This is a genomic window from Lysobacter sp. Root76 (genome assembly GCF_001428685.1).
GTDB lineage: Bacteria > Pseudomonadota > Gammaproteobacteria > Xanthomonadales > Xanthomonadaceae > Lysobacter.
The window spans coordinates 351,086-376,082 of sequence record NZ_LMIK01000004.1 but is presented as its reverse complement, the minus strand read 5'-3'; the positions used below and the strand labels follow the sequence as shown (position 1 = coordinate 376,082).

General features: G+C 66.6%; 24 protein-coding genes. 15 read left to right on the top strand and 9 right to left on the bottom strand.

Features of this window, described 5'->3' with window-relative positions; translation table 11 throughout:
- Positions 1 to 2 precede the first annotated feature (2 nt).
- Positions 3 to 1,016 carry a glycosyltransferase gene (locus tag ASE10_RS06825; protein WP_055904861.1) on the top strand — a complete coding sequence of 338 codons (1,014 nt, stop codon included), beginning with the start codon at positions 3 to 5 and terminating at the stop codon, positions 1,014 to 1,016.
- Between the two features lie 667 nt (positions 1,017 to 1,683).
- On the opposite strand, the gene ASE10_RS06820 is transcribed toward ASE10_RS06825, so the two are convergent.
- On the bottom strand, positions 1,684 to 2,550 hold the full coding sequence (locus ASE10_RS06820) for a LysR family transcriptional regulator (protein WP_082559750.1): 867 nt from the start codon (positions 2,548 to 2,550) through the stop codon (positions 1,684 to 1,686).
- Positions 2,551 to 2,643: 93 nt separating this feature from the next.
- Here ASE10_RS06820 and ASE10_RS06815 point away from each other — a divergent pair, with 93 nt between their 5' ends.
- Both ASE10_RS06815 and ASE10_RS06810 read left to right on the top strand, forming a co-directional pair.
- Positions 2,644 to 3,267 carry a glutathione binding-like protein gene (locus ASE10_RS06815; RefSeq protein WP_055904858.1) on the top strand — a complete coding sequence of 208 codons (624 nt, stop codon included), beginning with the start codon at positions 2,644 to 2,646 and terminating at the stop codon, positions 3,265 to 3,267.
- Positions 3,264 to 3,593 (top strand): multidrug efflux SMR transporter, encoded by a 330-nt coding sequence (locus ASE10_RS06810; protein WP_055904855.1) that lies wholly within the window; start codon positions 3,264 to 3,266, stop codon positions 3,591 to 3,593. Before ASE10_RS06815 ends, ASE10_RS06810 begins: the two co-directional genes overlap by 4 nt.
- Positions 3,594 to 3,736: 143 nt before the next feature.
- Here the strand turns inward: ASE10_RS06810 and ASE10_RS06805 are convergent, their stop codons facing one another.
- Positions 3,737 to 4,210, bottom strand: coding sequence for a transposase (locus ASE10_RS06805; RefSeq protein ID WP_082559749.1), 474 nt, complete (start codon positions 4,208 to 4,210; stop codon positions 3,737 to 3,739).
- A gap of 342 nt (positions 4,211 to 4,552) precedes the next feature.
- On the opposite strand from ASE10_RS06805, the gene aceE reads away from it, so the two are divergent.
- The gene (gene aceE, locus ASE10_RS06800; RefSeq protein ID WP_056306055.1) at positions 4,553 to 7,258 is read left to right on the top strand and encodes a pyruvate dehydrogenase (acetyl-transferring), homodimeric type; all 2,706 of its coding nucleotides are present in this window, start codon (positions 4,553 to 4,555) and stop codon (positions 7,256 to 7,258) included.
- 71 nt (positions 7,259 to 7,329) lie between these two features.
- On the top strand, positions 7,330 to 7,956 hold the full coding sequence (locus ASE10_RS06795) for a hypothetical protein (RefSeq protein WP_056306052.1): 627 nt from the start codon (positions 7,330 to 7,332) through the stop codon (positions 7,954 to 7,956).
- A 799-nt stretch (positions 7,957 to 8,755) separates the two neighbouring features.
- On the opposite strand, the gene ASE10_RS06790 is transcribed toward ASE10_RS06795, so the two are convergent.
- Both ASE10_RS06790 and ASE10_RS06785 read right to left on the bottom strand, forming a co-directional pair.
- Complete coding sequence (locus ASE10_RS06790) at positions 8,756 to 9,181, bottom strand: hypothetical protein (RefSeq protein WP_056306050.1); 426 nt, start codon at positions 9,179 to 9,181, stop codon at positions 8,756 to 8,758.
- Complete coding sequence (locus ASE10_RS06785) at positions 9,178 to 10,197, bottom strand: alpha/beta hydrolase (protein WP_056306048.1); 1,020 nt, start codon at positions 10,195 to 10,197, stop codon at positions 9,178 to 9,180. The genes ASE10_RS06790 and ASE10_RS06785 overlap by 4 nt, the downstream gene beginning before the upstream one ends.
- Positions 10,198 to 10,462: 265 nt before the next feature.
- Here ASE10_RS06785 and ASE10_RS06780 point away from each other — a divergent pair, with 265 nt between their 5' ends.
- From ASE10_RS06780 to ASE10_RS06750, 7 genes are all read left to right on the top strand, one after another.
- Positions 10,463 to 10,990, top strand: a complete 528-nt coding sequence (locus ASE10_RS06780; RefSeq protein ID WP_056306046.1) for a hypothetical protein — start codon at positions 10,463 to 10,465, stop codon at positions 10,988 to 10,990.
- Between the two features lie 161 nt (positions 10,991 to 11,151).
- Positions 11,152 to 11,796, top strand: coding sequence for a glutathione S-transferase family protein (locus ASE10_RS06775; RefSeq protein WP_056306045.1), 645 nt, complete (start codon positions 11,152 to 11,154; stop codon positions 11,794 to 11,796).
- Positions 11,797 to 11,958: 162 nt separating this feature from the next.
- A complete protein-coding gene (locus ASE10_RS06770; protein ID WP_056100656.1) occupies positions 11,959 to 13,119 on the top strand; it encodes a LamG domain-containing protein in 1,161 nt (386 codons plus the stop codon).
- Positions 13,120 to 13,148: 29 nt separating this feature from the next.
- A complete protein-coding gene (locus tag ASE10_RS06765; protein ID WP_056306043.1) occupies positions 13,149 to 13,634 on the top strand; it encodes a hypothetical protein in 486 nt (161 codons plus the stop codon).
- Positions 13,635 to 13,846: 212 nt separating this feature from the next.
- Positions 13,847 to 14,254: a hypothetical protein gene (locus ASE10_RS06760; protein WP_056306041.1), complete on the top strand. Its 408-nt coding sequence runs from the start codon at positions 13,847 to 13,849 to the stop codon at positions 14,252 to 14,254.
- 123 nt (positions 14,255 to 14,377) lie between these two features.
- On the top strand, positions 14,378 to 14,941 hold the full coding sequence (locus tag ASE10_RS19540; RefSeq protein WP_082586062.1) for a lysozyme inhibitor LprI family protein: 564 nt from the start codon (positions 14,378 to 14,380) through the stop codon (positions 14,939 to 14,941).
- A gap of 13 nt (positions 14,942 to 14,954) precedes the next feature.
- On the top strand, positions 14,955 to 16,475 hold the full coding sequence (locus ASE10_RS06750) for an XVIPCD domain-containing protein (protein WP_056306037.1): 1,521 nt from the start codon (positions 14,955 to 14,957) through the stop codon (positions 16,473 to 16,475).
- A 198-nt stretch (positions 16,476 to 16,673) separates the two neighbouring features.
- On the opposite strand, the gene ASE10_RS06745 is transcribed toward ASE10_RS06750, so the two are convergent.
- On the bottom strand, positions 16,674 to 17,564 hold the full coding sequence (locus ASE10_RS06745; RefSeq protein WP_056306035.1) for an AraC family transcriptional regulator: 891 nt from the start codon (positions 17,562 to 17,564) through the stop codon (positions 16,674 to 16,676).
- Between the two features lie 142 nt (positions 17,565 to 17,706).
- Here ASE10_RS06745 and ASE10_RS06740 point away from each other — a divergent pair, with 142 nt between their 5' ends.
- Positions 17,707 to 18,684 (top strand): alpha/beta hydrolase, encoded by a 978-nt coding sequence (locus tag ASE10_RS06740; protein ID WP_056306033.1) that lies wholly within the window; start codon positions 17,707 to 17,709, stop codon positions 18,682 to 18,684.
- Positions 18,685 to 18,731: 47 nt separating this feature from the next.
- On the opposite strand, the gene ASE10_RS06735 is transcribed toward ASE10_RS06740, so the two are convergent.
- The 3 genes from ASE10_RS06735 to ASE10_RS06725 form a co-directional block, all read right to left on the bottom strand.
- Entirely contained in the window at positions 18,732 to 19,232 is a 501-nt protein-coding gene (locus ASE10_RS06735) for a hypothetical protein (protein WP_055904786.1), read from the bottom strand.
- A gap of 75 nt (positions 19,233 to 19,307) precedes the next feature.
- Positions 19,308 to 19,766 (bottom strand): hypothetical protein, encoded by a 459-nt coding sequence (locus tag ASE10_RS06730; RefSeq protein WP_157481086.1) that lies wholly within the window; start codon positions 19,764 to 19,766, stop codon positions 19,308 to 19,310.
- 102 nt (positions 19,767 to 19,868) lie between these two features.
- The gene (locus tag ASE10_RS06725) at positions 19,869 to 22,337 is read right to left on the bottom strand and encodes a hypothetical protein (protein WP_157481084.1); all 2,469 of its coding nucleotides are present in this window, start codon (positions 22,335 to 22,337) and stop codon (positions 19,869 to 19,871) included.
- Between the two features lie 164 nt (positions 22,338 to 22,501).
- Here ASE10_RS06725 and ASE10_RS06720 point away from each other — a divergent pair, with 164 nt between their 5' ends.
- The gene (locus ASE10_RS06720; RefSeq protein ID WP_157481082.1) at positions 22,502 to 23,071 is read left to right on the top strand and encodes a hypothetical protein; all 570 of its coding nucleotides are present in this window, start codon (positions 22,502 to 22,504) and stop codon (positions 23,069 to 23,071) included.
- 25 nt (positions 23,072 to 23,096) lie between these two features.
- Here the strand turns inward: ASE10_RS06720 and pcaD are convergent, their stop codons facing one another.
- Positions 23,097 to 23,897: a 3-oxoadipate enol-lactonase gene (pcaD, locus tag ASE10_RS06715; protein WP_056306028.1), complete on the bottom strand. Its 801-nt coding sequence runs from the start codon at positions 23,895 to 23,897 to the stop codon at positions 23,097 to 23,099.
- 110 nt (positions 23,898 to 24,007) lie between these two features.
- Here pcaD and ASE10_RS06710 point away from each other — a divergent pair, with 110 nt between their 5' ends.
- Complete coding sequence (locus tag ASE10_RS06710; RefSeq protein ID WP_056306026.1) at positions 24,008 to 24,985, top strand: LysR family transcriptional regulator; 978 nt, start codon at positions 24,008 to 24,010, stop codon at positions 24,983 to 24,985.
- The last annotated feature ends 12 nt before the right edge of the window (positions 24,986 to 24,997 follow it).

Genomic DNA, 24,997 nt, shown 5'->3' with positions numbered 1-24,997 from the left:
ACATGGGCGAGGGGGGCGCCTGCATCACGCCGACGACCGCGGTCAGACCCGCGGTCAGCGTGCTGTTGCTGTGCTACCGCGACGCCGGCTACATCCGCGCGGCACTGGCGGGCGCGTTCGCCCAGACCGTGCCCTGCGAAATCGTCGTCTCCAACGACTGCTCCGACGACGGCACCTTCGAGATCGCCCGCCAGATCGTCGCCGAGTACCGCGGCATCCACGACGTCAGCGTGCGCCGCACCTCGCGCAACCTGGGCGTCGCCGCGCATTTCAACGACGCCATGGCGCTGGTGCGCGGCGAGGTCGTGGTGATGATGGCCGGCGACGACATCGCCTACCCCGAACGCGTCGCGACCATCCTGCGCGCGTTCGCGGAAGCGCCCGAGGCGATGGTGCTGGGCAGCGACTTCGACTGCATCGACGCCGACGGCGAACGCATCGACATCCGCTTCCGGCGCCGCCCGGAGCGCTACGAGCTCGATTACTACGTGCGCGTGGGCCGCCTGATCGGCCTGCTCGGCGCCACCCTCGCGTTCCGGCGCGAGGTCTACGACCGCTTCGGCCCGCTGCTCGGTCCGATCGAAGACAACGCCCTGAGCCTGCGCGGCGCCCTGCTCGGGCAGTCGCTGTGCCTGCGCCAACCGCTGCTGCAGTACCGCCGCCACCCCGGCAGCGTCAGCGGCTGCGTGTTCGCCCGCGACGAAGCGCCCGAAGTCGCGGTGCGCCGTCGCTACGAACGCACCGTGCAGTTCTACCGCGGCACCGCCGCCGACCTCGAACACTGCCTGCGGCAGATGCCCGAACTGCGCGGCCGCCCGCTGCGCGACGCCCGCAACGTGCTGGCGATGTACCGCATCGAAGCCGACGCCCGCGAAGCCATCCTCAAGCACAAGCGCCGCCACTGGCTGGGCCCGGTGCTGCGCGGCCTGCTGCAGCCCGGCCTGCGCCGCAAGAGCGCCGAGCGCGCGCTGAAGCTGCTGCTCCCGCGCAGCTGGTTCGGCCTGCACCAGGCCTGAGCTCCATACAAGGCCCGCTACCGCTTTGGGGTAGGAGCGACGTAAGTCGCGACCACGTCCCTCCGGCCGCTCGCGCAGGTCACGGCCTGCTCCGCTCCTATCCCAAGGCCAGCCCCTGCTTCCTGTTATCCCAAGCTCGGTCCCTGCTGCTTCCTGTGGGAGCGGCGTAAGCCGCGATTTCGTCCCATCCGAAGCCGCGCAATCGCGGCTCACGCCGCTCCCACAGACCGCAACGACGCAGCGGTGGCAACAGCCGCCTGCTGTGGGGTAGGAGCGACGTAAGTCGCGACCACGTCCCTTCGGCCGCTCGCGCAGGTCACTGCCTGCTCCGCTCCTATCCCAAGGCCAGCCCCTGCTTCCTGTTATGTCGGTCCCTGGCTTCCTGTGGGAGCGGCGTAAGCCGCGATTTCGTCCCATCCGAAGCCGCGCAATCGCGGCTCACGCCGCTCCCACAGACTGCAACGACGCAGCGGTGGCAACAGCCGCCTGTCGTGGGGTAGGAGCGACGTAAGTCGCGACCACGCACCATCGGCCACCGCGCACCTCAGGCCATCACACGCCTCCGGCTGCCCGCGCAGGTCGCGGCTCACGCCGCTCCTACCCCAGAGCCAGCAGCCGCTCCCACAGAAAGCGATGCCGCCGTCGTCACGGCAACGCGCCCAAGCCTCTATCCCAACTCCCGTCCCATCCAGGCCACCGCGAATTCCCGCAGCACCCGCACCTTCGCCGACCGCCGCAGATCCGGATGCGTCGCGAACCACAACTCCGTGCGCACATCCGGCAAGGCCTCGGACAAGCGCTTCAAGCCCTTGGCCTCGTCGGCGAAATAGCACGGCAACAAGGCCCGTCCGAGCCCGGCCTGGCAGGCCGCCAGCGCCGCCGGCAGCGAATTGACCCGCATCGCGATGCGCGCCTCCGGCACCTGCCGCTGCAACCAGCGCGCCGACGCCAGATGCGCCAGCGCCTCATCGAACCCGACCCAGTCACCGCCCGGAATCGGACTGCGGTCGCCGGCACCCCGCGCGGCATAGGCCGCGGTCGCGATGCTCGCCAAACGCCTGGCCGACAAGCCCTCCGGCGGCGCCTCGCTGGCGCGCAGGGCTACGTCGGCATCGCGCTGCTGCAGGCTCGAAAACGCATTGGCCACGATCAGGTCGCAACGCAGCGCCGGATGCGCACGCCGGAATTCCGCGCACATCCGCGCCGCGACCGCCGCCAAGGTGTCGGGAATCGTGATGCGGATACGCCCCTCCGCGCGCGCATCCTGTCCGGCCAACTGCCGCGACAGGTGCTCCGCATCCGCCAGCATCCGCTGCGCGGCGACCATCACCAGCTCGCCCGCCTCGGTCGGCGTGTAGCCGCGGCGGCTGCGCCGGAACAGCGCCGCGCCCGCGCGCGCCTCGATCGCGGCCAGGCGCCGGAACGCACTGGAATGATCGACCTCCAGCAAGCGCACCGCGCCGCTCAGACTGCCGCTGGCGCCGATCGCGCGCACCAGTTCCAGATCCTCCAGGGACAGCCGATCGTGTCGCATCCGCAAGTAATCCTTGTCGTGGCGCCGGTACTCGCGGCGCGGGCCTGCGCGCAGGGTAACGGCTCCCGTTCCCCTCACGCATCGGACTCCGCCATGAAGCTCTACTACACCCCCGGCACCTGCTCCTTCGCCGCCCACCTGGTCATCCGCGAACTCGGCCTGCCGGTCGAACTGCAGCGCGTGCGCATCGGCCCCAACCCGGTCTTGGTCGCCGACGGCCGCGACTTCCGCCAACTCAGCCCGCTGGGCTACGTGCCGGTGTTGCAACTCGACGACGGCCGCCTGCTGCGCGAAGGCGTCGCCATCCTCAGCCACCTCGGCGGCCTGGACCCCAGCGGCCGGATCGCGCCGGAAGCGCGCCGCACCGAGTTGCTGAGCTGGCTGACCTACATCGCCACCGAGCTGCACAAGACCTACAGCCCCTGGCTGTTCCACCCCGAGTACGGCGACCAGCCCGGCGCGGTCGCGCGCGAACGCCTGGCGCCGCGCCTGGCCCTGGTCGACCGTCACCTGGCCGGCCATGCCTTCCTGCTCGGCGACGACTTCAGCATCGCCGACGCCTACCTGTTCACCATCGCCGACTGGTCGCGCGCGCTGAAACTGCCGCTGGACGACACCCCGCACCTGGCCGCCTACCTCGAACGCATCCGCGCCCGTCCCAGCGTGGCCGAAGCCCTGCAGGCCGAGCGCGCGCCGCAGGCGCAGGTCGCCGCATGAAACTCAGCACCGCCTGGCTGCTGCTGATCGCCGCCGGCTTCATCGACGTCGCCTGGGCGGCGTCGATGAAGCTGTCGCAGGGCTACACCCGGCCCGGCTGGACCGTGCTGTCGCTGATCGCCCTGGCCGCCTTCGTCTACCTGCTGGGCCGCGCCCTGACCGCGTTACCCGTGGGCAGCGCCTACGCGGTGTGGACCGGCATCGGCGCCGCCGGCACCGTCCTGCTCGGCGCCGCCGTCTTCGGCGAAACCCTCAACCCCCTGCGCATCGGCGGCGTCGCCCTGATCGTCGCCGGCATCGTGCTGCTGCATCGCGCGCCGGCCTGAAGCCAGGGACACGCCGTCGACCGAGAATATCGCTCCATCGGAACCTCGTTGGCGTATCTGGTTCATCGCGGCTTACGCCGCTCCCACAGACAGCATCGCTCCCAGCTTCCTGTGGGAGCGGCGTAAGCCGCGATCGCGCACCCTCACGCCCAAACAGCCCCCCAATACCGATAGTCCCGCACCCGGCGCACCAATCCCGCCCGCACCGGGTTCAGCACCACGTACCGCGCCGCGTCGATCAAAGATTCCTGATGCCGCAACGCACGGTCGTGGTAGCCCGGTGCCCACACCCCGGACAAGCCCGGCTCCACCGCACGCACCCGCCGCGACGTATTCGCTTTCAGTTGCCGCATCAGATCCGGCAGCGTCTCCCACGGCCCCAGCTCCACCAGCCCGTGCCAGTGGTCGGGCATCAGCACCCACGCCAGCAGCCTCGACCGCATCCAGAGACGGCGGTCCAGGAGCGCCTCCACCGTGGCCGCCGACAGCGTTTCCTCAACGAACAGCGGCTGTCGCCCATGGGTGGTGAACGTGATCAGGTAAACCCGCCCGGGCTCCGAACGCCGGCCGCGGCGCAGGTCGCCGCTGTGGGGGAGGGAACGGGGTGTCGGGCGCATGGCACCAGCCTGCCGAGCCAGTGGCCCGGCATGGATCGGACTACTGCCTGTATCCGTGTCGGATTTCGCCGCGACGCAGGTGGCCGATCGCGGCTTATGCCGCTCCCACAGGAAGCGCGAGCGGGCTCCTAGCCGTTGTGGGAGCGGCGTAAGCCGCGATCGAACCCCACCCGCCCACGCCGCCCGCACCCGCCCCGCGCCCGCCCCGCGCCTACCCACCTCCGAAACACGCCATTCCACCGTGTCCGACACCCCAAGCAAGGCCGCAACCGCCCCCATTTGTTAGACTCCGAACTCTAATCGCCCCCACTTCCGAGGCGCGGCCACGGGGCCGCGATATCGATGAACCAGCCGCTTGCCAGCTCCCTGCACGACCTGCTGCAGAACGATCCCGATCCCGCCGAAACCCAGGAATGGGTCGAGTCCGTCCAGGCCGTCATCGCCCGCGACGGCGCCGAGCGCGCCCACCAGCTGCTCGAAGGCATGGTCGAAGTCACGCGCCGCGCCGGCGCGCACCTGCCGTTCCAGCCCACCACCGAATACATCAACACCATCCCGCCGCACCTGGAGGCCAAAAGCCCCGGCGACGCCGCGATGGAATGGCGGATCCGCTCGCTGATCCGCTGGAACGCCATGGCCATGGTCGTGCGCGCCAACCGCAAGCCCGGCGACCTGGGCGGCCACATCGCCAGCTTCGCCTCGGCGGCCACCCTGTACGACGTCGGCTTCAACCACTTCTGGCGCGCCCCCTCGGCCGACCATCCCGGCGACGTCATCGGCATCCAGGGCCACAGCTCGCCCGGCATCTACGCGCGTTCCTTCCTCGAAGGCCGCCTCAGCGAATCGCACCTTGACCACTTCCGCATGGAAGTCGACGGCCGCGGCATCAGCTCCTACCCGCACCCCTGGCTGATGCCGGACTACTGGCAGGTCCCGACCGTGTCGATGGGCCTGGGCCCGATCAGCGCCATCTACCAGGCCCGCAACTGGAAGTACCTGGAAGGCCGCGGCCTGATGCCCAAGTCCGACCGCAAGGTCTGGGCCTTCCTGGGCGACGGCGAGACCGACGAACCCGAATCCCTGGGCGCCATCTCCGTCGCCGGCCGCGAAGGCCTCGATAACCTGGTCTTTGTCATCAACTGCAACCTGCAGCGCCTCGACGGCCCGGTGCGCGGCAACGGCAAGATCATCCAGGAACTCGAAGGCCAGTTCCGCGGCGCCGGCTGGAACGTCATCAAGACCGTCTGGGGCAGCTACTGGGACCCGCTGCTGGCCCGCGACACCAGCGGCCGCCTGCGCCAGCTGATGATGGAAACCGTCGACGGCGAATACCAGAACTGCAAAGCCTTCGGCGGCAAGTACACCCGCGACAACTTCTTCGGCAAGTACCCGGAAACCGCCGCGCTGGTCGCCAACCTGTCCGACGACGACATCTGGCGCCTCAACCGCGGCGGCCACGACCCGCACAAGGTCTACGCCGCTTATCACGAGGCCGTGAACACCAAGGGCATGCCCACCGTCATCCTGGCCAAGACGGTCAAGGGCTACGGCATGGGCGCCTCGGGCGAATCGCTCAACCCGACCCACGGCACCAAGAAGATGGACGACGAAGCCGTCCGCCTGTTCCGCGACCGCTTCAACATCCCCGTCACCGACGAGCAGTTGAAGGACGGCGCCGTCCCCTTCTACCACCCCGGCGAAAAATCGCCGGAAATCGAATACATGCTGGAGCGCCGCAAGGCCCTGGGCGGTTTCCTCCCGCAGCGCCGCCGCAAGGCCAGCACCTCGCTGGAAGTGCCCAAGCTCGAAGCCTTCGACCGCCTGCTCAAGAGCACCGGCGAGCGCGAGATCAGCACCACCATGTCCTTCGTGCAGGCCCTCAACATCGCCCTGCGCGACAAGCAGGTCGGCCCGCGCCTGGTGCCCATCGTCGCCGACGAAGCCCGCACCTTCGGCATGGAAGGCCTGTTCCGCCAGCTCGGCATCTACGCCCCGCACGGCCAGAAGTACAAGCCGGTCGACCGCGACCAGCTCATGTACTACCGCGAAGACACCACCGGCCAGGTCCTGGAAGAAGGCATCACCGAAGCCGGCGCGTTCTCGTCCTGGCTGGCGGCCGCCACCAGCTACAGCACCAACGACCTGCAGATGCTGCCGCTGTACATCTACTACTCGATGTTCGGCTTCCAGCGCATCGGCGACAGCGCCTGGCAGGCCGCCGACATGCGCGCCCGTGGCTTCCTGCTGGGCGCCACCGCCGGCCGCACCACCCTCAACGGCGAAGGCCTGCAGCACGAAGACGGCCACAGCATGGTCCAGGCCGGCCTGATCCCCAACTGCCGCAGCTACGACCCCACCTTCAGCTTTGAGGTGGTGACCCTGCTGCAGCACGGCATGCAGCGCATGCTCACCGAACAACAGGATGAGTACTGGTACCTCACCCTGATGAACGAGAACTACACCCACCCCGACATGCCCGAAGGCAGCGCCGACGGCATCATCAAGGGCATGTACCTGCTGCAGGACGCCGGCAAGCCCAAGAAGGGCGAACTGCGCGTCCAGCTGATGGGCAGCGGCACCATCCTGCGCGAAGCCATCGCCGCCGCCGAACTGCTGGACAAGGACTTCGGCGTCACCGCCGACATCTGGTCCTGCCCCAGCTTCAACGAACTCGCCCGCGACGCCACCGACGCCGAGCGCTGGAACCGCCTCAACCCCGAAGCCAAAACCCCGCGCAAGCCCTACGTCACCGAGCTGCTGGAAGGCCGCCAGGGCCCGGCCATCGCCGCGACCGACTACATCCGCATGTACCCGGAACAAGTCCGCGCCTTCGTGCCGATGCGCTACACCGTGCTGGGCACCGACGGCTTCGGCCGCTCGGACACGCGCGCGAACCTGCGCCGTCACTTCGAGGTCGATCGGTACTACATCGCGCACGCCGCCATCGCGGCACTGGCGGCGGAAGGCAAGATGACGGGCAAGGATGTGGCTCGGGCGATCAAGCAGTACAAGATCGATGTGGAGAAGCCCAACCCCCTGGGGGTTTGAGCTGGAAAGCAGAAGGCGGCCGCAAGGTCGCCTTCTTGCTAAGTGCAGTCAGAGCAAGCTAAGGAAAGCGGATGGTCAGGAAGTTCATCGCAGCAACGCTGTTGCTGCTCTGCTCGATAAGCGCCGGCATCGCAGCCGACCCATCCGGCAACCTCTACGAGAATGTCGAGCTAGGCCTGCGCCTGACCAAGCCGGACAGCTGGCACTTCGCCACGGCCGAGCAAAAGGCCGAACGCCTCGAGCGCCTGGATTTCGGTAGCGAGGCATACAAGCGGCAGGTCATCGCCCACACCGAGCCCGCCGTGGTGATCGCTCAGTACGCGGGGCATCACGAAGGCATTAACCCTTCCCTCAACATCATGCTCAACTCCTTCGCGGGCATGCCCGAGCCGACGGCAGAAGGCGTGATCAAGCTGGCCTCGGGCATCAAGGAGGCGTACCCCGATGCGCAACTCTCGCCGGCGACGGACGTGGTGGTGGCGGGCCGCCGCAGCCGCCGCATCGCAATGGACTACACCGTACCCACCACCAGCGGCGATGCGCTCGCCGTGTCAGCCGTGATGTGGGTCGTCCCCGACGGCGACTTCTTTCTGGCGGTGGGTGGCTCCTATCCGCAAGGGGATCGCGCGGCCTTGGAGCAGATCGAGAAGATGCTGAAAACCTTGGAGTGGACGACAGCGCCTGTCACTCAAAAGTAACGTCAAGGTCGACTGCTGCGTTGCCCATACCGGGGCGCGGCGCTGGCGGTGGAAGGCAAGATGACGGGCAAGGATGTGGTTCGGGCGATTAAGCGGTACAAAATCGATGTGGAGAAGCCCGATCCGCTGGGCGTGTAACACCACGATGGACCCCGGAAAGGGCGCGGTTCAGCCACCCTTTTCCACAAGCAAAGGATGCAGACATGGTCGTCGCACGTTGCTTTATCGTTCTCTCGCTGATGCTCCTGGCCGCCTGCGTGCAAGCCGCGCCACCGCCCGCCGACAACCGCCCGCCGGTCACCGCCAGCGACGGCGCCGACGTCATCGAAGCCGCGCGGCTGATCGACGACGTCAAATGCACCGACGACGCAGACCTGGCCCGCATCAAGGGCGTGCTGGACCACGCCATCGCCCAGGCCAGCCCCAAGGTCAACGTGTGCGCGACGGCGAGGGTGACACCCGGGCCTGGCCGTCTCGCTGGCGGGCGGCTCCTGCCGGCCACGCGATCGCCCGTTCGCAAGCGGCGACCGCACCCCGCCGGCCCGGCCCCCGGCCCGTCGGGATTCGAGGCCGGGTCTTTGCACCCCGACGGTCGGGAATCACCGGTTTACCGCCAACGCGCATGCCCCGGCCGCCAGACAGACAGCCAGACCTCGCTGCGGCGCCTGCGGACCGAGCCCCCATGCAGTTCCGCTTGCCCGACCCAAGATGCAGCCGGACAGCGCGTATCGGCTCGGGATACCCGCGAAAAGCGGTCAGGTTCATTAAGGCGACGGGTGGCCCAGCACACCGCGACGCGTCATGCAGGGGCGTACCCGTACTGTTCCACCTGGCGCGGGTCGCCGTACTGCTCGGGTACCCGGATCGCCAGTTTCGATGGCTGGAACTCGCCGTTCACTCGCACCCAGCCTTCGAGTTGCAGTGGGGTGCCCGCGCGGATCTGATCCAACCATTGCGTGTACGTGCCCGGGCCGATGAGGACGTCCAGTAGTGATTCGTCCGTGAAGTCGCTTCCGGTCATGGAGAAGTCGATCTCATCCAATGTCCACCGCAACAGCGCTAACAGGTTTCGCTCGGGGTCGCGCACGGCGTACGCCTCCTCCTCCGGCGGCGTCAGGCAACCCGAGGAAACGATGCCGGCCACCACTTTGCAGTACGCGACCTGATGCGCGTCGCAGGTGACCGAGCCGCCCGGCGGGCTGGGGCATTGGCAGTGACGCTTCATGGCGCTCCCTCTACGGTGATAACACACTCCTGAACGGTCACGCGGAACGTCGGCGCGGCGCTGCCGAAGTAGACGGCGACCATGCATTCGACCACGGCCGCGATGTCGGGGCCGCCGACCTCGGCGTCCTGCTGGATCGTCGTCTTGAGCTGGGCCTGGCTAAGCCCGGGATACTGCGTGGTACATCCCTCCAGGCCGGCGAAGGTTTCGACGGCTTGCCGAAACGTCATGCCGGCCGGCAGCTCCAAGGTGGTGCTGAAGCTGATGCGCACCAGCTCGTTCGCGAACTCCGTCAGCAGCAGGTGCTGTTCGGCCTGGGCGTTAGCGGGCTTGGCGATGGACGAGTGGTTGGAACGTGGGATCACCCTGGAGTGGGGGAAGTAGCGGTCGGCCTCGTCCCGGCTGACCACCGGCCGTATCCACGGCAGGAACCACACATAGGCGATGCGTTCTTCGATCAGTTCCTTGCCGCGGATCATCGGTTTGGGCTGGGCGATCAGGTTGCGGAAGTCGGTGCCCAGCGTCGTCAGCCACTGGTTGTCCTCGCCGGCCTTGAGGATCTGCGCCTGCGCGTGCCTGAGCAGATTGATGACGGGATAGAAGAAGTTCGCCCAGCGCGAGCCGGCCGAGGGCGAGGCCACCAGGAACAAACCGATGACGGTGCCTTGCTCGGCGATCTCGCCTTGCCGTTGCACCAGCAGGCGCCGCGTAACGATGCCGCCCATGCTGTGGCACACGAACACGACAATGCGTGATTGCAGGATGTTGTGGCGCTTGAGTTCGTCCCACAGCGCGTCCGAGGCGTCGGTCACGCGGAAGCGGCCGCCGAAGAACTGGCTGTGGTAACTGAAGACGTAGACGCCGGCGTCGCTCAGCTCATCGGCGGCCAGCTGCGGCCAATAGGCGCCGGTCTTCTTGTTTTTCCAGCCGCTGGCGCCGTCCGACATGATGCCGTGCACAAACACGACGGTGGGTGCGGTCGCGTCCGCCTTCGGCTTGATCCATTGGCTGTCCACCGATCGCCTCCATGGCCCCCCTGGTCGGGAGTGATACGCCTTTCCATGCCGCCCGTCGATATGGGGGCGGCCGCCGACCGGCGCCGGGAGGGCGCAACGGCGCTAAGGCGCGCAGACGTGTCGGCGCGTTCCTCATGGCCGCCCAGGGTGGGGCCCTAAGACCATGGAGGGGTGACGACCGCGGAGCGGGGTCGGGTCTGAGCTCGTTTGGACCCTCGACCATCCGCGATCGGGGGCGAAAATTCAACCGCTATAAGGGCTCGCTATGACCTGGGTGGAAGTAATCGATTCGGTGGCAAAGATCGGGCTTGGCGCCATCATCGGAGGTTTGTTCTCGGTAGTTGCGCTGCGCATGAACTACAGGAACGACAGAGAGAAGGAGATGCGGGCCCGCAAGATCAAGACGGTCGAAGAGGCGGTGGACCTGACGGAGAAATTCTTCAGTACGCACTCGCATTTCATCTCGCGACTGGAGTGGATCGTCGAGGACGCGGATGGAGTGCCGATCCAGATCGCGCCGGAAACGCACGCAAAAATAAGGGAGCCAGACGCCTTGCTACTGGAGAGCGCAGATCAGGCGCATATCGCGGCTGCTCGTTTTAGCCTGCTCAATGCGCAAGACAGCTTCTCAAGTCTGAAGGGCACGATCGCCACGATCACGGACTTCAGAAACACCATGATGAAAAGCATGATCTTGCCCAGTTCACAGGAGCTCAGGGCGCATCAAGATAAGGCCAACGAACTTAAGGCGGAGGTTCAAAGGGAGGCCGCTAAGCTCTATGCCTCGCTTTAGTGCGTAGCGCAGAAGGTTTCACTGCGTGCGTTCATCGGCTGGCGCAGCCGTCGCCTGCGATGACGCCGGGCCAGGCGGCCCAGACGAGGGGCGCACGATGCGTCATCACGGGAATGCCGTTACGCTCCGCAGCAACGCAGCTTCAACGAAGGAGCGTCGCCATGCTCAAGCTCTACGGGTTCTCGAAGGTCAACGCCGGCGCGCGCGGCCACACCCGCGATCTGCGCGTGCTGTGGGCGCTCGAAGAGATGCAGCTGCCGTTCGAGGTGGTCGGCATGGACCACCCCGCGCATGACCTCAACACCGAGGCCTATCGCCGGCTCAGCCCGTTCGAGCAGATCCCCTCGATCGACGATGACGGTGTGGTGCTGTCCGAATCCGCCGCCATCGTGGTGTATTTGGCGAAGAAGTCCGGCCGCCTGATCCCCGGCGATCTGGCCGGCGAGGCGCAGGTGCTGCGCTGGTGCTTCGCGGCGATGAACTCGATCGAGATGCCGCTGCTGGCCCTGATGGTGCACGACTGGACGGCCGATGGCAGCGACCCCAAGCCGCGCCAGTTCCTGGTGGACTGGGTGCACCTGCGGATGGGCCACCTGGAGCGTTGGTTCGCCGACCGCGACTACGTGGCGACCGATGACTTCAGCGTCGCCGACATCCTGATGGCGCACGTGCTGTCGGCGGGCATCAAAGACCCGACCTTGATCGCACCGTACCCGGGCGTGATGGCGTACCGGGACCGCTGCCTGGCCCGGCCCGCGTGGCAGCGGACCTACGCGGCGTACTGCGCGCGGGTCGAAGCGGGCTAGGCCGTCGTCGGTCGTGCGGGTCGTCGCCCGCCGCCACTGCGCCCCCGCCTTGCATTTCCGTTTCGCCCGGCCACAAGATGCGGCAACGGCCGGCACAGCGGCTGGACCGGGCCAGGCGCCGCACGCGGCCGGCCTCACGGACTCAGGGGATAAGGACATCGCATGAACGGTAAGGCCGTGCTTTGCGCACTCATCGTGGGCGCGCTGCTGCCCATCGCTTCCAGCCATTCGCAACCCACGCCTGTCGTCACCGGTTGGTCGGTGGCCGGGTGGAACTTCCAGACCATCAGCACGGTGGCCACCGACGTCACCAACCACGGCCATAACGCCACCGCCGTGGGCGCGAACACCACGTCCTGGGGCTGGGCCAACCGCGGCGCCAGCCTGGCCGGGGGCAAGTACTACTCGGTGCCGTACTCGCCGGCGCTGAGTTTCGACACGGGCGATTTCAGCTTCGGCGCCTACGTGCGCATCGCCGCCACCAACAGCAACAAGACCCTGCTGGACAACCGCGGCAACGGGGGCGGCTACGTGTTCGCCGTCTCCAGCGCTCGGCGGCTGACGCTGCGTCTGACCGGCGCGCCCACCAAGATTCCGTATTCGTCCCTGGCCGAAATGGCGCTCACGCCCGACCGCTGGCACCACGTCGCCGTGGCGGTGGCGCGCAGCACGGGCACGGTGCAGTTCTACATCGACGGCAACGAGGCCGGCACCTGGACGCTGCAACAGGACATCTACAGCAACACCGATGCGCCGCTGTTGATCGGCAGCAGCTACGACGGCACCAGCCTGTTCAACGGCCGCGTGGACGAGCTCAACCTCTACAACCGCGCGCTGTCCATCGACGACATCGCCACGGTGATGGCGCCGGGCTATCCGCTGTACGAGCCCAACAGCTGGAACGGCGGCGCCGCCATCATCAGCAACAATTGCTACAACTACGCCAACAACAAGCGCACCAACACTTTCGCCCAACCCGGGCGCGCGTCGGGGCAGACCGCCGTGGGCATGAGCTGCGCCGTGGTCCACGCCGCCGCCGTCCGCGACGGCCTGGAACCCATCACCGACCCGTACGACCCCGGCTACAAGACCACCGTGGCCTTGGTGGTCGCGCCCGGGGAGGACTACCACTGGTACCGCCGTGACGCCTTCGGCACGTGGAGCCACAAGCCTGGGCAGACGGCCGCGACCAATCTGGACAACTCCGGCTCGCCGATCTACGACCCCGAGTACGCCGACCGCGGCCCCTACACCGACTTCTGCGGCTACTTCCGCTTGTGGTCCGACAGCGTGCAGGCCGGCGGCCACGAGGAAATCCGATGACTCCTTCATCTTCCAATCCGAGGTCCGCGATGAAAGCCTGGACGCTGCGCGCACTCCTGTTGCTGTTGCTGACCGGCAGCGCCTGGGCGCAGACACCCGAAGCCCCCGCGCCGTCCGCGCTGCGCGTGACTTACCTGGTCTACTCCGGCCGCCCCAACCCCACCATCACCATCACCGAAGCCAAGACCATCCGCTCGCTGCAGTCGCAGCTGTCCGGCGCGCTGGCCACCGGCGCGGGCGTGCGATCGACGGAGTTGCCGTCGGCGCTGGGCTACAACGGCATCCGAGTGGAAGCCGTCGATCCAGCGGGGACGGGCATCGAATACACCGTGAAAGGCCGCTTCCTGCGCTCGGAAAATCGGCAAGCGAGTGCGCAAGCCAAGGCGTCCGCCGTCACTGCCACTGCATCGACCAGCGCGTCGCAGATCGAGGCGCAGCTGTTGAAGTTGGCGGAGAACCGAGGGGTTCTGAGTGCTTCGGCGCTCGCTACTGCGCGGAAAAGCGCTGGGAAATAAAGTCCGGGAAAGCGACACGAACAGGGGCGGCCGAAAGGCCGCCTTTTTTGTTGCTGAACTGCTCGGTTTGGCTCAATCGACGCGACCGGTCGCAACATTCAGTTGCGGGCGATATGTGCAGTTCATCTCTCATACGGCACAACGCGTGCGCCGTTGACGGCGGGGCATTGAGCGGACGTATCCTAGTGCCGGAAAAACGCAGGGAGCGCCGCATGGAAATCAAGGTGGAAAAAGCAGTTGCCGCCGCGCTAGCCGGCGTTCTCTGCATGGCCTGCACCAGCGCCATAGCCAAGGGGAAAGCGCCCGCCGCGCGATATCCGGCGGCGTTGCATGGGGTGTGGCTAGGCGAAGACGAGGACTGCAAGAATCCCGACATTGGCGACAGCGACACGCGTTTCGAAGTGGCCGCAACTAAGTTGACCGGCTACGAGCATTGGAACAAGCCGCTACGTATCGTTCAGATATCCAAGGATCCTCTTGCGTGGAGGATGATCTCCGAGACCCGCTTCGATGGAAGCGTATTTGAACTGCAAGAAGTTTACGTTCTCAGTGGCTACAAGAACGGAACGTTGACCATAGTGGACAGTAGTCAATCACGTAGGTATGAACGCTGCCAGTGATCGACTGCTTCGAAACCGCTTTGTCGGATACTTGTTCATGTCGTCGTAGTTGGGTGGTCCAGACAGGACGGATCATCCAGGTCCGTAATTGCAGCTAATGATCAGATCGCAAAGGAGCGTCAGATGGCGATGGCGAGAAGACGGTTTCGTTTAAGAGGATTGATGTCGAGCGCGCTGGTCTTCAGTCTGATACTTGGTTGCGCATCCGTGCCGAACTCGGCGTATAGCGCGAGTGCCGAGAAGGCGCCAAAGAGTGCTTCATCCGAAGCGGGCGACGACTGTTTCGCGATCGGCGGATTGGGCGCACGTGAATCCTGCTTCGCGAAGAAGTCAGACGACGAAATAGCGGACTGCGAGCGAATTCGACCTAATGCATGTAAGCCTTACAAGGAGATGCAGGCATTGGAGTTGCAACGTACCCAGCTCCGCCAGGACATTCTGCTCAAGGCCCGAAGCAGCTATGCCTCATACCTGGAAGACGACGCTGCTTATCTGGATGATCTGGCCGTCTATCTAAAGGACTCTGATGCCGCTTGGGGTGCGTACCGCGATGCAGACTGTTTGCTGGAGCCGTTCGCCCAGGGCATGTCGCGCCGCGAGGCGCCGGATCTGACCGAGGCTTGCCGTGTCGAACGGACCAAAGCCCGTATCGCCGAATTGAAGACACTGGCTGCCGCGCTCAAATAGAAGGAGGCGTATCGTGACGGATCACACCTATAACCCGCTGGAACGCAGCACCTTCGAAGCCATCGCCTATAACGCGGTGGGGCGCGCCAGCGAAACCAACACCCTGGCGGTGTACCAGCTCTCGCACCGTACCGGCAATTCGGGTTGGTCCGTAGGCGCGGTGCAATGGGATTTCGGTCAGGCCAACCGGGGCCACAAGGTCAACGATTTGATGGCGGGCTATCAGGCCTGGGCCAACGCCGAAGACCGATTCAGCGATCGCGAAGTCGCCTCGCTCACCACCCGTTTGCAGACCCGCGGTCAAACCGGGAACGCGCTAACCAGCGAAGAACTGACCCGGCTCAACGGCTATCTGCGCTCGGACCCCGGGCGTGCTTTTGTCGATGAGCTCAGCCAGCAGCAGATTCAGAAGAAGTGGGACAAGGTCGGTGAGCCGCTGTCGCAAATACCCTGGCTGCAGACCTTGAGCGCGAGCGATCCGGCGCAAGCGGCCGAGATCGTGGCGATGACCAGCAAGCTGTACAACCAGAACGAAAATCGAGGCGGCGACCTGATTCGCCATCTCCAGAGCGGCGAACAAACCTCCGCCCAGACTCGCGACTGGATCGGCAGCCAGGGCATCGATGGGCTCAAGGCTAGTGCGCGCAGCGCAATCGTCTCCGGTCGCGACAACGCCCTGGCGGGTGTTCGTCTGATGAATGATCTAGAGTTGGGCGACGGCCGACTCAGCCAGGCGTGGAGTGATCAGGTGCACACCCGCGGCAATGTATCGTTGACGGGCGAGTTCAACCGCAATCCAGATGTGCAACTACTGGATGCCATGATGCGCGATCCTGCAAGTGGTGCACGCATCTTCGCCCGCGTCGATCAAGGCACGCCGACAGAGGCGGTCACCATCAGCGGAGCCAACGCCAATGCGCGTTTGGAGATGTCGCGCGTCACGATGGATCGGAATGGCGGGATCACCGTGGTGAGCCCAAACGGCGATACCTTCGAGCAGACACGTGAGGGGTGGAACCGCAACGGCACGCCCATGCAAAGCGCCGGGGACACGCGTCGCGAGCGGGATATGCCCGATCACACGGACAGGGGAGAGATGCCGCGAACGCGCGCGGACGCTACGCTGCCTGAGACGCATCCCCTGCTGCGCCAATCGCAAGACGCGGTGCGACGTCTAGATGCCAGTTTGGGCCATCCACATAGCCCTGCCAGCGATTGCATGAGCGCCAGTGTGGCGTGCCTTGCCAAAAGCAATGGCTTCGGAGGAGTGGATCACGTTCTGCTTAGTGGCCCCACCGCGACCGAGCCCGCGGGTGCGCGCGTGATTGTAGTGGAGGGCGGATTGACCGATCCCGCGCATAGGCTCGCGCATATGTCGACGGAAACGGCCGTGCGTACACCGATGAGCGAATCATTGCAGCGTCTCGAGCAAATGGAACGCGCGCAAACGCAACTTTCCGCGCAGACACAGATGCCGCAGCAAGATGCTGCGGCTCCGACGCAGGAGTCGCACCGTCGCGGCCCGACCGTGTGATGGATTTGAGTTGAATTTATGAATGATCGAGTGTCGGTAGGGTCTCAGGCTGCAGATTCCATCCTGGGAATTTTCGTATGGCTGCCTGTCGTAGCGGCTCGTTCGCTGAGCGTATCCAGCGGTTCATCAGAAAGCTTAAGGTCGCTGCACGGAGCCGAGAACCGACTATCGAGTCAGCTGGAGCGCACCGTCTAAGGCTCAGTGCGCGATGCGGCGGACGACAGCCGCATCGTGCATCAATTGCGACGGGCTGAGCCCCAGCGCGCGCCGCAGGCAACGCGCCATGTGGCTGGGATGCGAAAACCCGGCCGCCAGCGCGATCTCGGCGATAGGTTGCTCGCCTTGCTCCAGCAAATGGCGTGCGCGTTCGACCCGACGCTCCAACACGTAACGGTGCACCGGCACGTCCGTGGCCTGCTTGAACAAGGCCTTGAAATGCGAGGCGCTATAGCCCGCGACCGCCGCCAGTTCGGCCAGCGACAGCGGTTCATCCAGGTGCGCTTCAATGTATTCCTGCACGCGCCGCAGGCGCCAGGCCGGCAGGGCGCGGCCGGGTTTGTCGGCCGACAGCGATCGGCGCGATTGCAAGGCGAGCAAACGCGCAGCCAGCGCGGTGGCCAGGCTGTCGGTAAACAAACGCCCGCCCGGATACGCGTCGTGATCCTCGGCCTGCATCATCCAGCCGATGCGCTCGATCTGCGGGTCGCGGATATGGATCGACGGCGCCAGCATCGCGCCGCCGGTGCCCAAGCCCATCGCTTGCGAGGTTTCGCCCAACAGCGTCGGCGTCAGCCGCAGCAATAGCGAGCGCGCCGGCTGCGACACCACCCAGCGCGTGCTGGATCCGGCCGGCACCACGCAGAACTGGCCGTGCAGGCGCACGCCCTGGCGCTGGTGCCCGTCCATGCGGTACGACACCGGCACCGGCTCACCCAGGTGCAGGCACAGCACGTGGCGCCCATCCACCGGCGAGTCGAACACGCCATGGGGCACGGGCGTGGTCAGCACGTCCAGCAGGGGCGCACGGTCCGGCCCGCCCGACAGCAGCGCAGCCGGAGGGGAGGGGTAACAGGCGGGGCGGTCGCTCATGGGCCGATCCTCGTCCCCGCGCCGGGCCCGGACCAGTGCCGAAAATCATCCTTTCGTGTCCGCGCGCGGCCGTTTGTGCGCGCGCCGAGCGGGCGCCCTCGCCAGCATGGCGGGCAGACCCTCCCCGTACAGGACACCGCACATGCAACGCAGGCAATTCATCCAATTGGGCGCGGCCGCCCTGGCCGCCGGTGTGGCCGGCGCCTGCGCGCCGCTGGCGGCGACCCGCAGCGGCCTCGCCGGTGCCGCCGGCGCCGCGCCGCTGGACGCGGCCGCTTACCGCGCGCTGCGTCGCTACGCGCAGACCCCGTTCGGCCGCATCGCCTACGTCGAGCACGGCCGCGGCCCGGCCGCCGTGTTCCTGCACGGCGCCCCGCTCAACGGCTACCAATGGCGCGGGGCCCTGGACCGCCTGTCCGCGTACCGCCGCTGCATCGCGCTCGATTTCATGGGGCTGGGCTACTCCGAGGTGCCCGAGCACCAGGCGCTGGACGCCCACGCGCAGACCGCGATGCTGGCGGCCACGCTCGACCGGCTCGGCGCCGACCAGGTCGACATCGTCGCCAGCGACAGCGGCGGCGCCGTCGCCCAGTTGTTCCTGATCCGCCACCCCAAGCGCGTACGCAGCCTGCTGCTGACCAACTGCGACGTCGAACCCGACAGCCCGCCGCCGAAGATCCAGCCGGTTCTCGATATGGCCCGCGCCGGCACCCTGGCCGACGCCACCGCCGAATGGCTGACCGACAAACCCAAGGCCCGCGCCACTTTCGGCGCCGCCGTGTTCGCCGACCCCAGCCGCTTCGCCGACGAGACCATCGACTACTACGTCACCCCGCTGGTCGCCACGCCGCTGCGCCGCGCGCAGTACCACGCCTTCCACGTCGCGCTGTCGCCCAACCCCTTGGCGGGCATCGAGGCCGAGCTCAGGCGCAGCCAGGTCCCGGTGCGCATCGTGTGGGGCGCGGCGGACGACATCTTCGATCAGGGCGATGCCGAGTACCTGGACCGCACCTTCCCGAACTCGCAAGGCATCCGCCGCGTGCCACTCGCGAAGCTGTTCTTCCAGGAGGAGTTTCCGGAGGTGATCGCGGAGGAGGCGCGCAGGCTATGGGGTGCATGAGCGGGCGGCCTGCGTCAGCCACCGCACCCAAGCGCCCGAATGCATAGTCAACCCGACAGAGAGCAGCGCGCCAGCACCGGGTAGAACGCGTCCATGACCTTTATGGAGCCGAGGCTTTGAAAGGAGGTGGCGTCGAACAGCTTGGTCTGAGTCTTCGACTTTATGAGCGGTAGGATCTCTTCCAGCTCGGCGTCGCTGGGCGGATTCTCCTTATCGCCCCAGCGACGGTAAATGGCGAATACGCGCTGGCCTTCGGGGCTGGCGTAGAAGCGCTCCAGCTGGTCAAGCTCGTTCGGGTTCAAAGTCGCGGCGATGACGTCCTGCATGGCATCCAACACGGCGGTGTCGGGGATGCGCTCGATGCACGCACGCTCGGGCGGGCTGATGTCTTCCTGATCGCGCAGCATGTCCTTGAAGTCGGCCACATAGGCCGATGCCATGGCCTTGGCGGTCTGGGAGGCAGGCGGTGCGCCCGCCGCCCAGGCGGGGCAGCTCAGAGCGATCGAAAGCAGCGCCGCGCCGCCGGTCTTGATGATGTCCTGAAGCATGCGACCTCCTGTCGCGCCATGGGGCATATTTCACCGGTACGCGGCCCCAGGCAAGAGCGGCATGGGGTGGCGTATTCAACGTCCCGACGTATCGGACGGTTTAAACCTAATGCTGGCGATAGCCAGACCAGCGGCTGCAGCGAGAAGGCTGCGGCCCAGCGACCACAGATCGAACCACTCTTGGATAGAGTCGCCGAAGATGAGAGTCGAAACCCCGATGTCTATCAACTGCACCACCAGGAAGGCGACGGCAATGTGCAGCGCGCGCTGGCCGGAAATGGCTGCGGCGAATCGCCAATAGAGGAAAGCGCTCACCACGCCGTAGACGATGCGGCGAACAAGGCGGGCACGCTCAACGGCTTCCTCAATGGTGCTGCCATAGATATCCCACCGGGCCATGGTCATCCCACTCAAGAAGCCCACGGTCATTACCGCTGCATAGATCAGAAGAGCCCAGGCGATCGTGCGTTTCCATCTAAATCCGTTGCCGGCGGACGAACGCGGGGTATAAGCGGGAGGTTGGTACGGGTTCACCATATACGCCTGTTGTCTTCGGCCTCTGAGGCCGCGTCGCGCGTCTATCGATATGGATGGGAAGCCGGCTTGACCGGCTTCCCAGGCGGATCAAAGGTTCGCTCAATATGCTTTATCGGGGTCCTTGATGAAAGTCCCCGAAAACTCCAGCCGAACATTCGCGATAGCCGCTTTCAGCTTGCCCAGGTCCAGCGTATCGGTGTCGCCCGCCTCCACCTTCGGCGATGACAGGATCCAATCGGTGTACAGCGTCGGCTCGGGGTACGAGGTGCGGAATTCCTCGGCGATCGCGGCGCGTACGCGGATGCAGTCGAGGGCGGGGTCGGTGGGGACGTTGGCCAGGTCGTAGCGGAACGTCAGGTTTACCGGCGCGCCGTGGAAGTGGAAGTCCTGGACCTGGCCGGCGACCAGTTTGCGGTCGTCGTAGGCGCCGCTGGTGCGCACGGTGAATTCGATCTCGCCCTTGCTCGGGCGTCGGCCCTCGACCCATTCCACCCAGACGAAGATTTCACCGACGCGCACACGGCTGATGCGGCCCCAGCCTGACAGCGGGCCGCGGCTGGGGGTGAAGCGCAGTTCCACGCGCTGGCCGCCGAGCAAGGCCTCGCGCGCGCTGGCGGGCAGGGCGTACTTGTTGCGGGTATAAGGCTGCGGCATCGGGCGGAAGCTGTCCAAGGCGCGCGCCTGCATCTTCTTCAGGTCGGCGATGGCGACCAGGTCGCCGGCCAGGTCGGCGATGCCGCGGTGGTTGTCGCGCGGCGGCAGCGGATCGCTCAGCGCCCAGTAGCGGTAGGCCGCGTCGAACTGGCCCAACGCGACCAGCATCGAGCGCTGCACGGCGCGGTAATTGCCCCACAGCACGATCATGGCCTGGCCCGACAGCATCTCTTCCTTCTTCAGGCCTTCGATCTCGCGGGCGACGGCGTCGTACTGGCGGCGCGCGATCTCCGACTGCAGCTTGGCGCGCGCGATTTCCTGCACCAGCGGCGGCAGCGCGGCTTGCGCGGTGGTCAGGGCGCGGCCGTAGATCACCAGGATCTTGAGTTCCTTCAGATACTCCTCGGCGCCGCCGATGCCTTCCTTGATCGCCGGGGCCAGTTGTGTCTCGACTTCGACCCACAGCTGATCCCAATAGGCGCCGGCGGACGGCGCGCCCTTGGCGTCGTCGGACAGCGACTCACGGGTGAGCGCCGACAGGTCGTCGGCGAACTTCTTGGCGTTGTCGATCTTGTCGACCGCGGCGACGATGGCCAAGCACATGGTGACGACCTTCTCGATCGCCTTGCCCACCTTGACCAGGGTTTTCATGATCTCGGCCAGCTTGGCGGCGGTGCTGGCGACATCGGCCGCGGCCTTGGCGGCACCGGCCGCGCCGGCGGCATTGCCGCCGAACATCGAAGCCACGCCGGACACGAACGAGAACACCGCGCCGACGATCGCGAGCGCGGCTTCGCGTTCCTTGGCGGCTTTCCAGGCGTCCATGCCGCGCTTGAACTCGGCTTCGGCACGGCGCACGTTGCCGCTTTGCGGTTCTATCGAATCCTGCGCGCGTTTGACGTTGGCGGTGGCCAGGCGCAGGTTCTCGGCCAACTGCTGGCTCACCAGCTTCTGGAACGAGCCGGCGTCGTCCTTTTCGCCCAGCACCAGCTTGGCCGCCTTCTTGCGCGCGTCCAGCTCGTAGCTGCGGTCGCTGAGGCGGGCGAAGGTGCCGGCGTAGGCCTGCAAGGCGGGCACGTGGTCCTTGGCGATCTCGCCGTAGAACGAGGCGCTCAGGTACGGTATCTGTTCGGGATCGAAACGCACCGGGCGCAGCAGTTCCTGGGCGGAGCGGCAGCCCAGCGATACGGTGTCCCAGGCGCTTTGGTTCGGCACCAAGGCCATCAGACCTTCCATTCGCGACAGCAGCTCCAGCGCGAGCTCGCCCTTGCCCTCCATGCCCAGCGCTTGCGCGGCGAACAGCATGCGGTCCAGCAGCTTGGTGCAGCCCGGCAGCGGCAGCGCGTTGAGGTCGATCGCTTCCTCGGTGAACGGCAGCGGCTTCTTCTCGTCCAGCGGATACGTGCTGACCACCACCTGCCGCGGCGTCAGCGGGCTGGGCAGGTCGCGCTTGCCGCGGACTTCGTGCTCGACCCAACTGGAGTCGTTCCACTTCATCCAGCGCTCCACGCTCATCTTCTGGGTCGCGGGGCTGAGGGCGCCGACATAGAGGCCCAGGCGGAAGGTGATCTCCCAGCCGCGCTTCTCCAGCAGCAATTGCGCGCCGGCCTCCAGGCGCCGCGCCATCACCACGATATGCTCGAACTCGCGGCACAGGATGGGCGCGTCGGCCGCATGCTGCGCGGTGATGGTGTCGGCGAAGATCAGCAGGCGGTCTTCGTTGTCGCGCTCGGTCTTGACTGCGGCCACGCGATGCAAAGCATCGTCCAGTCCCAGCCGCATCCCCACCACCAGCCACCAATTGCCGACGCGGCCGACCCGCACCAGCGGACCGGCGTGGTAGGGGTTGTCGATGATCGCGTCCCAATCGGGCTCGTCCGCGCGCAGGGCGGGGTCGGTCAATAGCGTAGACATGCAGCCTCCAGTGATATCCGCAAGAAACATCCGTGTTGCGGCGGGGGAGGCCAGGCCACGAAATCCGAGACGTGGGCCGCAAGTGGGCGAGTATAAGGGCGCTTTCCATACATTGGATGCGGCACGTCCGAATCGCCTTCGCGCTCTCGGGGAGATGCGGTAACGTGGCCGCCTGGACCGTCCAGCTTGGGAAACGCAAAGGCGCCATGTTCGGCATATTCAAGAAGAACGCGCCGCTCTCGCGGCCACCCGAGCGCTTCCCGCCCGCTCCGGACTGGCGGCCGGATATGGCGCTGCCGCTGGATAAGATGGTCGAGCGGTTGCGTTTCTACACCAACGGCAAATGCGACCTGGCGGTCTTTACGCATGGAACCAGCGTCATCCTCCCGGACGACTTGTCCGACGAGGATGCCGGCGCCTACGCCATGGATGTCCTGTCCAAGATTTACCACTACCACCCGGACATGAATCCGACGCCGATGAAGGGTGGCGACGTCCTGGTGAGGTACAACCACCCCGCGGCCAACCTGGTCCTGGAGGAGGTCGCGCAACTGTATTGGGCGCAGATCGAGCGCAATCACCTGCGCGCACTGGCCACGCATGAAGTGCTGATGACGCCGCTCGGCCAGAACGTCTTCGACGACGTCGGGAAGAAGGCCTTGTTTGGCCGCTGCTTCATGTTCATGGATGCGCAGAGTCCGCGCATCGTCCGGATCGTGCGCAAGGGCGAATGAGGTCGCGGCCAAGTGGTGCGGCCGCCTACGGCTGCGCTTGCAGGAACTCCAGCGTCATCGCCACGAACTGCTGGTGAAGCTCCACATTGGCCAAATGCACCGCCGGCAGCGTCACCAGCTTCGCGCCCGGGATCGTCGCCGCGATCAGCTCGCCATGGCTGGCCGCGGTTACCGGATCGTACTGCCCGGCGATCACCAGGGTGGGATTGGGGATTACAGCGATAGGGCGGCGTAGGTCGGCGTCGCGCACGGCGGCATAGGAGCCGGCCAGGCCCTGGCGGTCGGTGTTCAGCAGCATGGCGCGGAAGCGGTCGACGACGGGCGGGTTGGCATCGAGCATGCGCTGGGGGAACCAGTTGGCCAGGAATATCTCGGCGGTGTCGCGCATGTCCGGCGCCGCCTGCACGGCGGCGATGCGCTCGTCCCATTGCGGGGCCGGGCCCAGGTAGGGCGAGGTGTTGCTGAGGATCAGGCGGTCGATGCGTTCGGGCGCATGCACGCCCAGCCATTGGCCGATGAAGCCGCCCAGCGACAGGCCGAGGAAATGCGCGCGTTCGATATCCAGCGCATCCATCAATTCGAGCACATCGCGGCCCAGGCGATCCAGCGAATAGGCGCCGGTCGGAACGCCGGACCCGCCGTGGCCGCGGGTGTCGTAGCGCAGCACGCGGAAGTGCCGGGACAGCGCCGGCACTTCGGCGTCCCACATGTGCAGGGTGGTGCCGATGGAGTTGGACAGGACCAGCACGGGCAGGCTGGGATCGCCGTCGAGGCGGTAGGCGATGCGGGTGCCGTCGCCGGCATTGACGAACTGGGTGTCGCTCATGGTCGTGGCTCTCGTGGGGTGACGGCGGGTTCGCCGTGGAGAGCAGGCTAGTGAGGGACGGTCGGGCTTGATATAACAAAGTTCGCACAGTCTTTGTCAGAAAATACGACATGGCCGAATTCACCCTGCACGACCTGCAATGCTTCGACGCCGTGGTCCAGGTCGGCGGTTTCCAGGCCGCGGCCACGGCTTTGAACCGCTCGCACCCGGCGGTGTTCGCCGCGGTCGCCAAGCTGGAGCGGCAGCTCGGCCTGAGCCTGCTCGACCGCAGCGGTTACCGCGTAGGCCTGACCGACGCGGGACGCTCGTTCCACCGGCGCGCGCAGTCGCTGCTGCGCGAGCTCGACGGCCTGCGCACGCACGCGGCGCAGTTGGCGATGGGCGAGGAGAGCGAACTGCACGTAGTGATCGGCGACCTGTGCCCCCGGCCGGAAGCGCTGGGTTTGCTCGGACGCTTCTTCGCGCAGTGCCCGAGCACGCGCCTGCATCTGCATTTCGAAGCGGTGACCGGGCCGTGGGAGCGTTTGTTCGATGGCGACGCCGATCTGATCCTGCACCGCATCGACAAGAGCGACTCGCGCCTGGAGTGGCTGGACCTGGGCAAGGTGCCGATGCTGCCGGTGGTGGGGGCCGGGCTGTTGCCCACGCCGCTGCCGCGCGCGGTCACGCCCGAGCGCATGCGCGGGTACACCCAGTGCGTGATGCGCGACACCGCGCGGCATTCGCCGCCGCGCGACTACTTCGTGATCGAGGGCGCGCCGCAGTGCACGGTCGGCGATCAGCTGATGAAGAAGGAAATCATCGTGCAGGGCCTGGGCTGGGGACACATGCCGCGGTTCCTGATCGAGGACGAGCTGCGCGACGGCCGACTGCTGTCGATCGCCGGGCGGCACCTCCCCGGGCGGGTCGAAGAACTGGTGGCGGCGCGCCGTCGCGACCGCCCGCAGGGCCCGGTCGCGCAACGGCTGTGGCAGTACCTGGAAGCGCAGGCTTCGCAGTTGCACGCGGCGCTCGATCCGGCCGCGCCGACGCCGCGGAGGACGCCGGCTTCGCGACGTCGCTCCAGGGCATCGACGGCTGCGCGGTGAATGCGGCGAAGG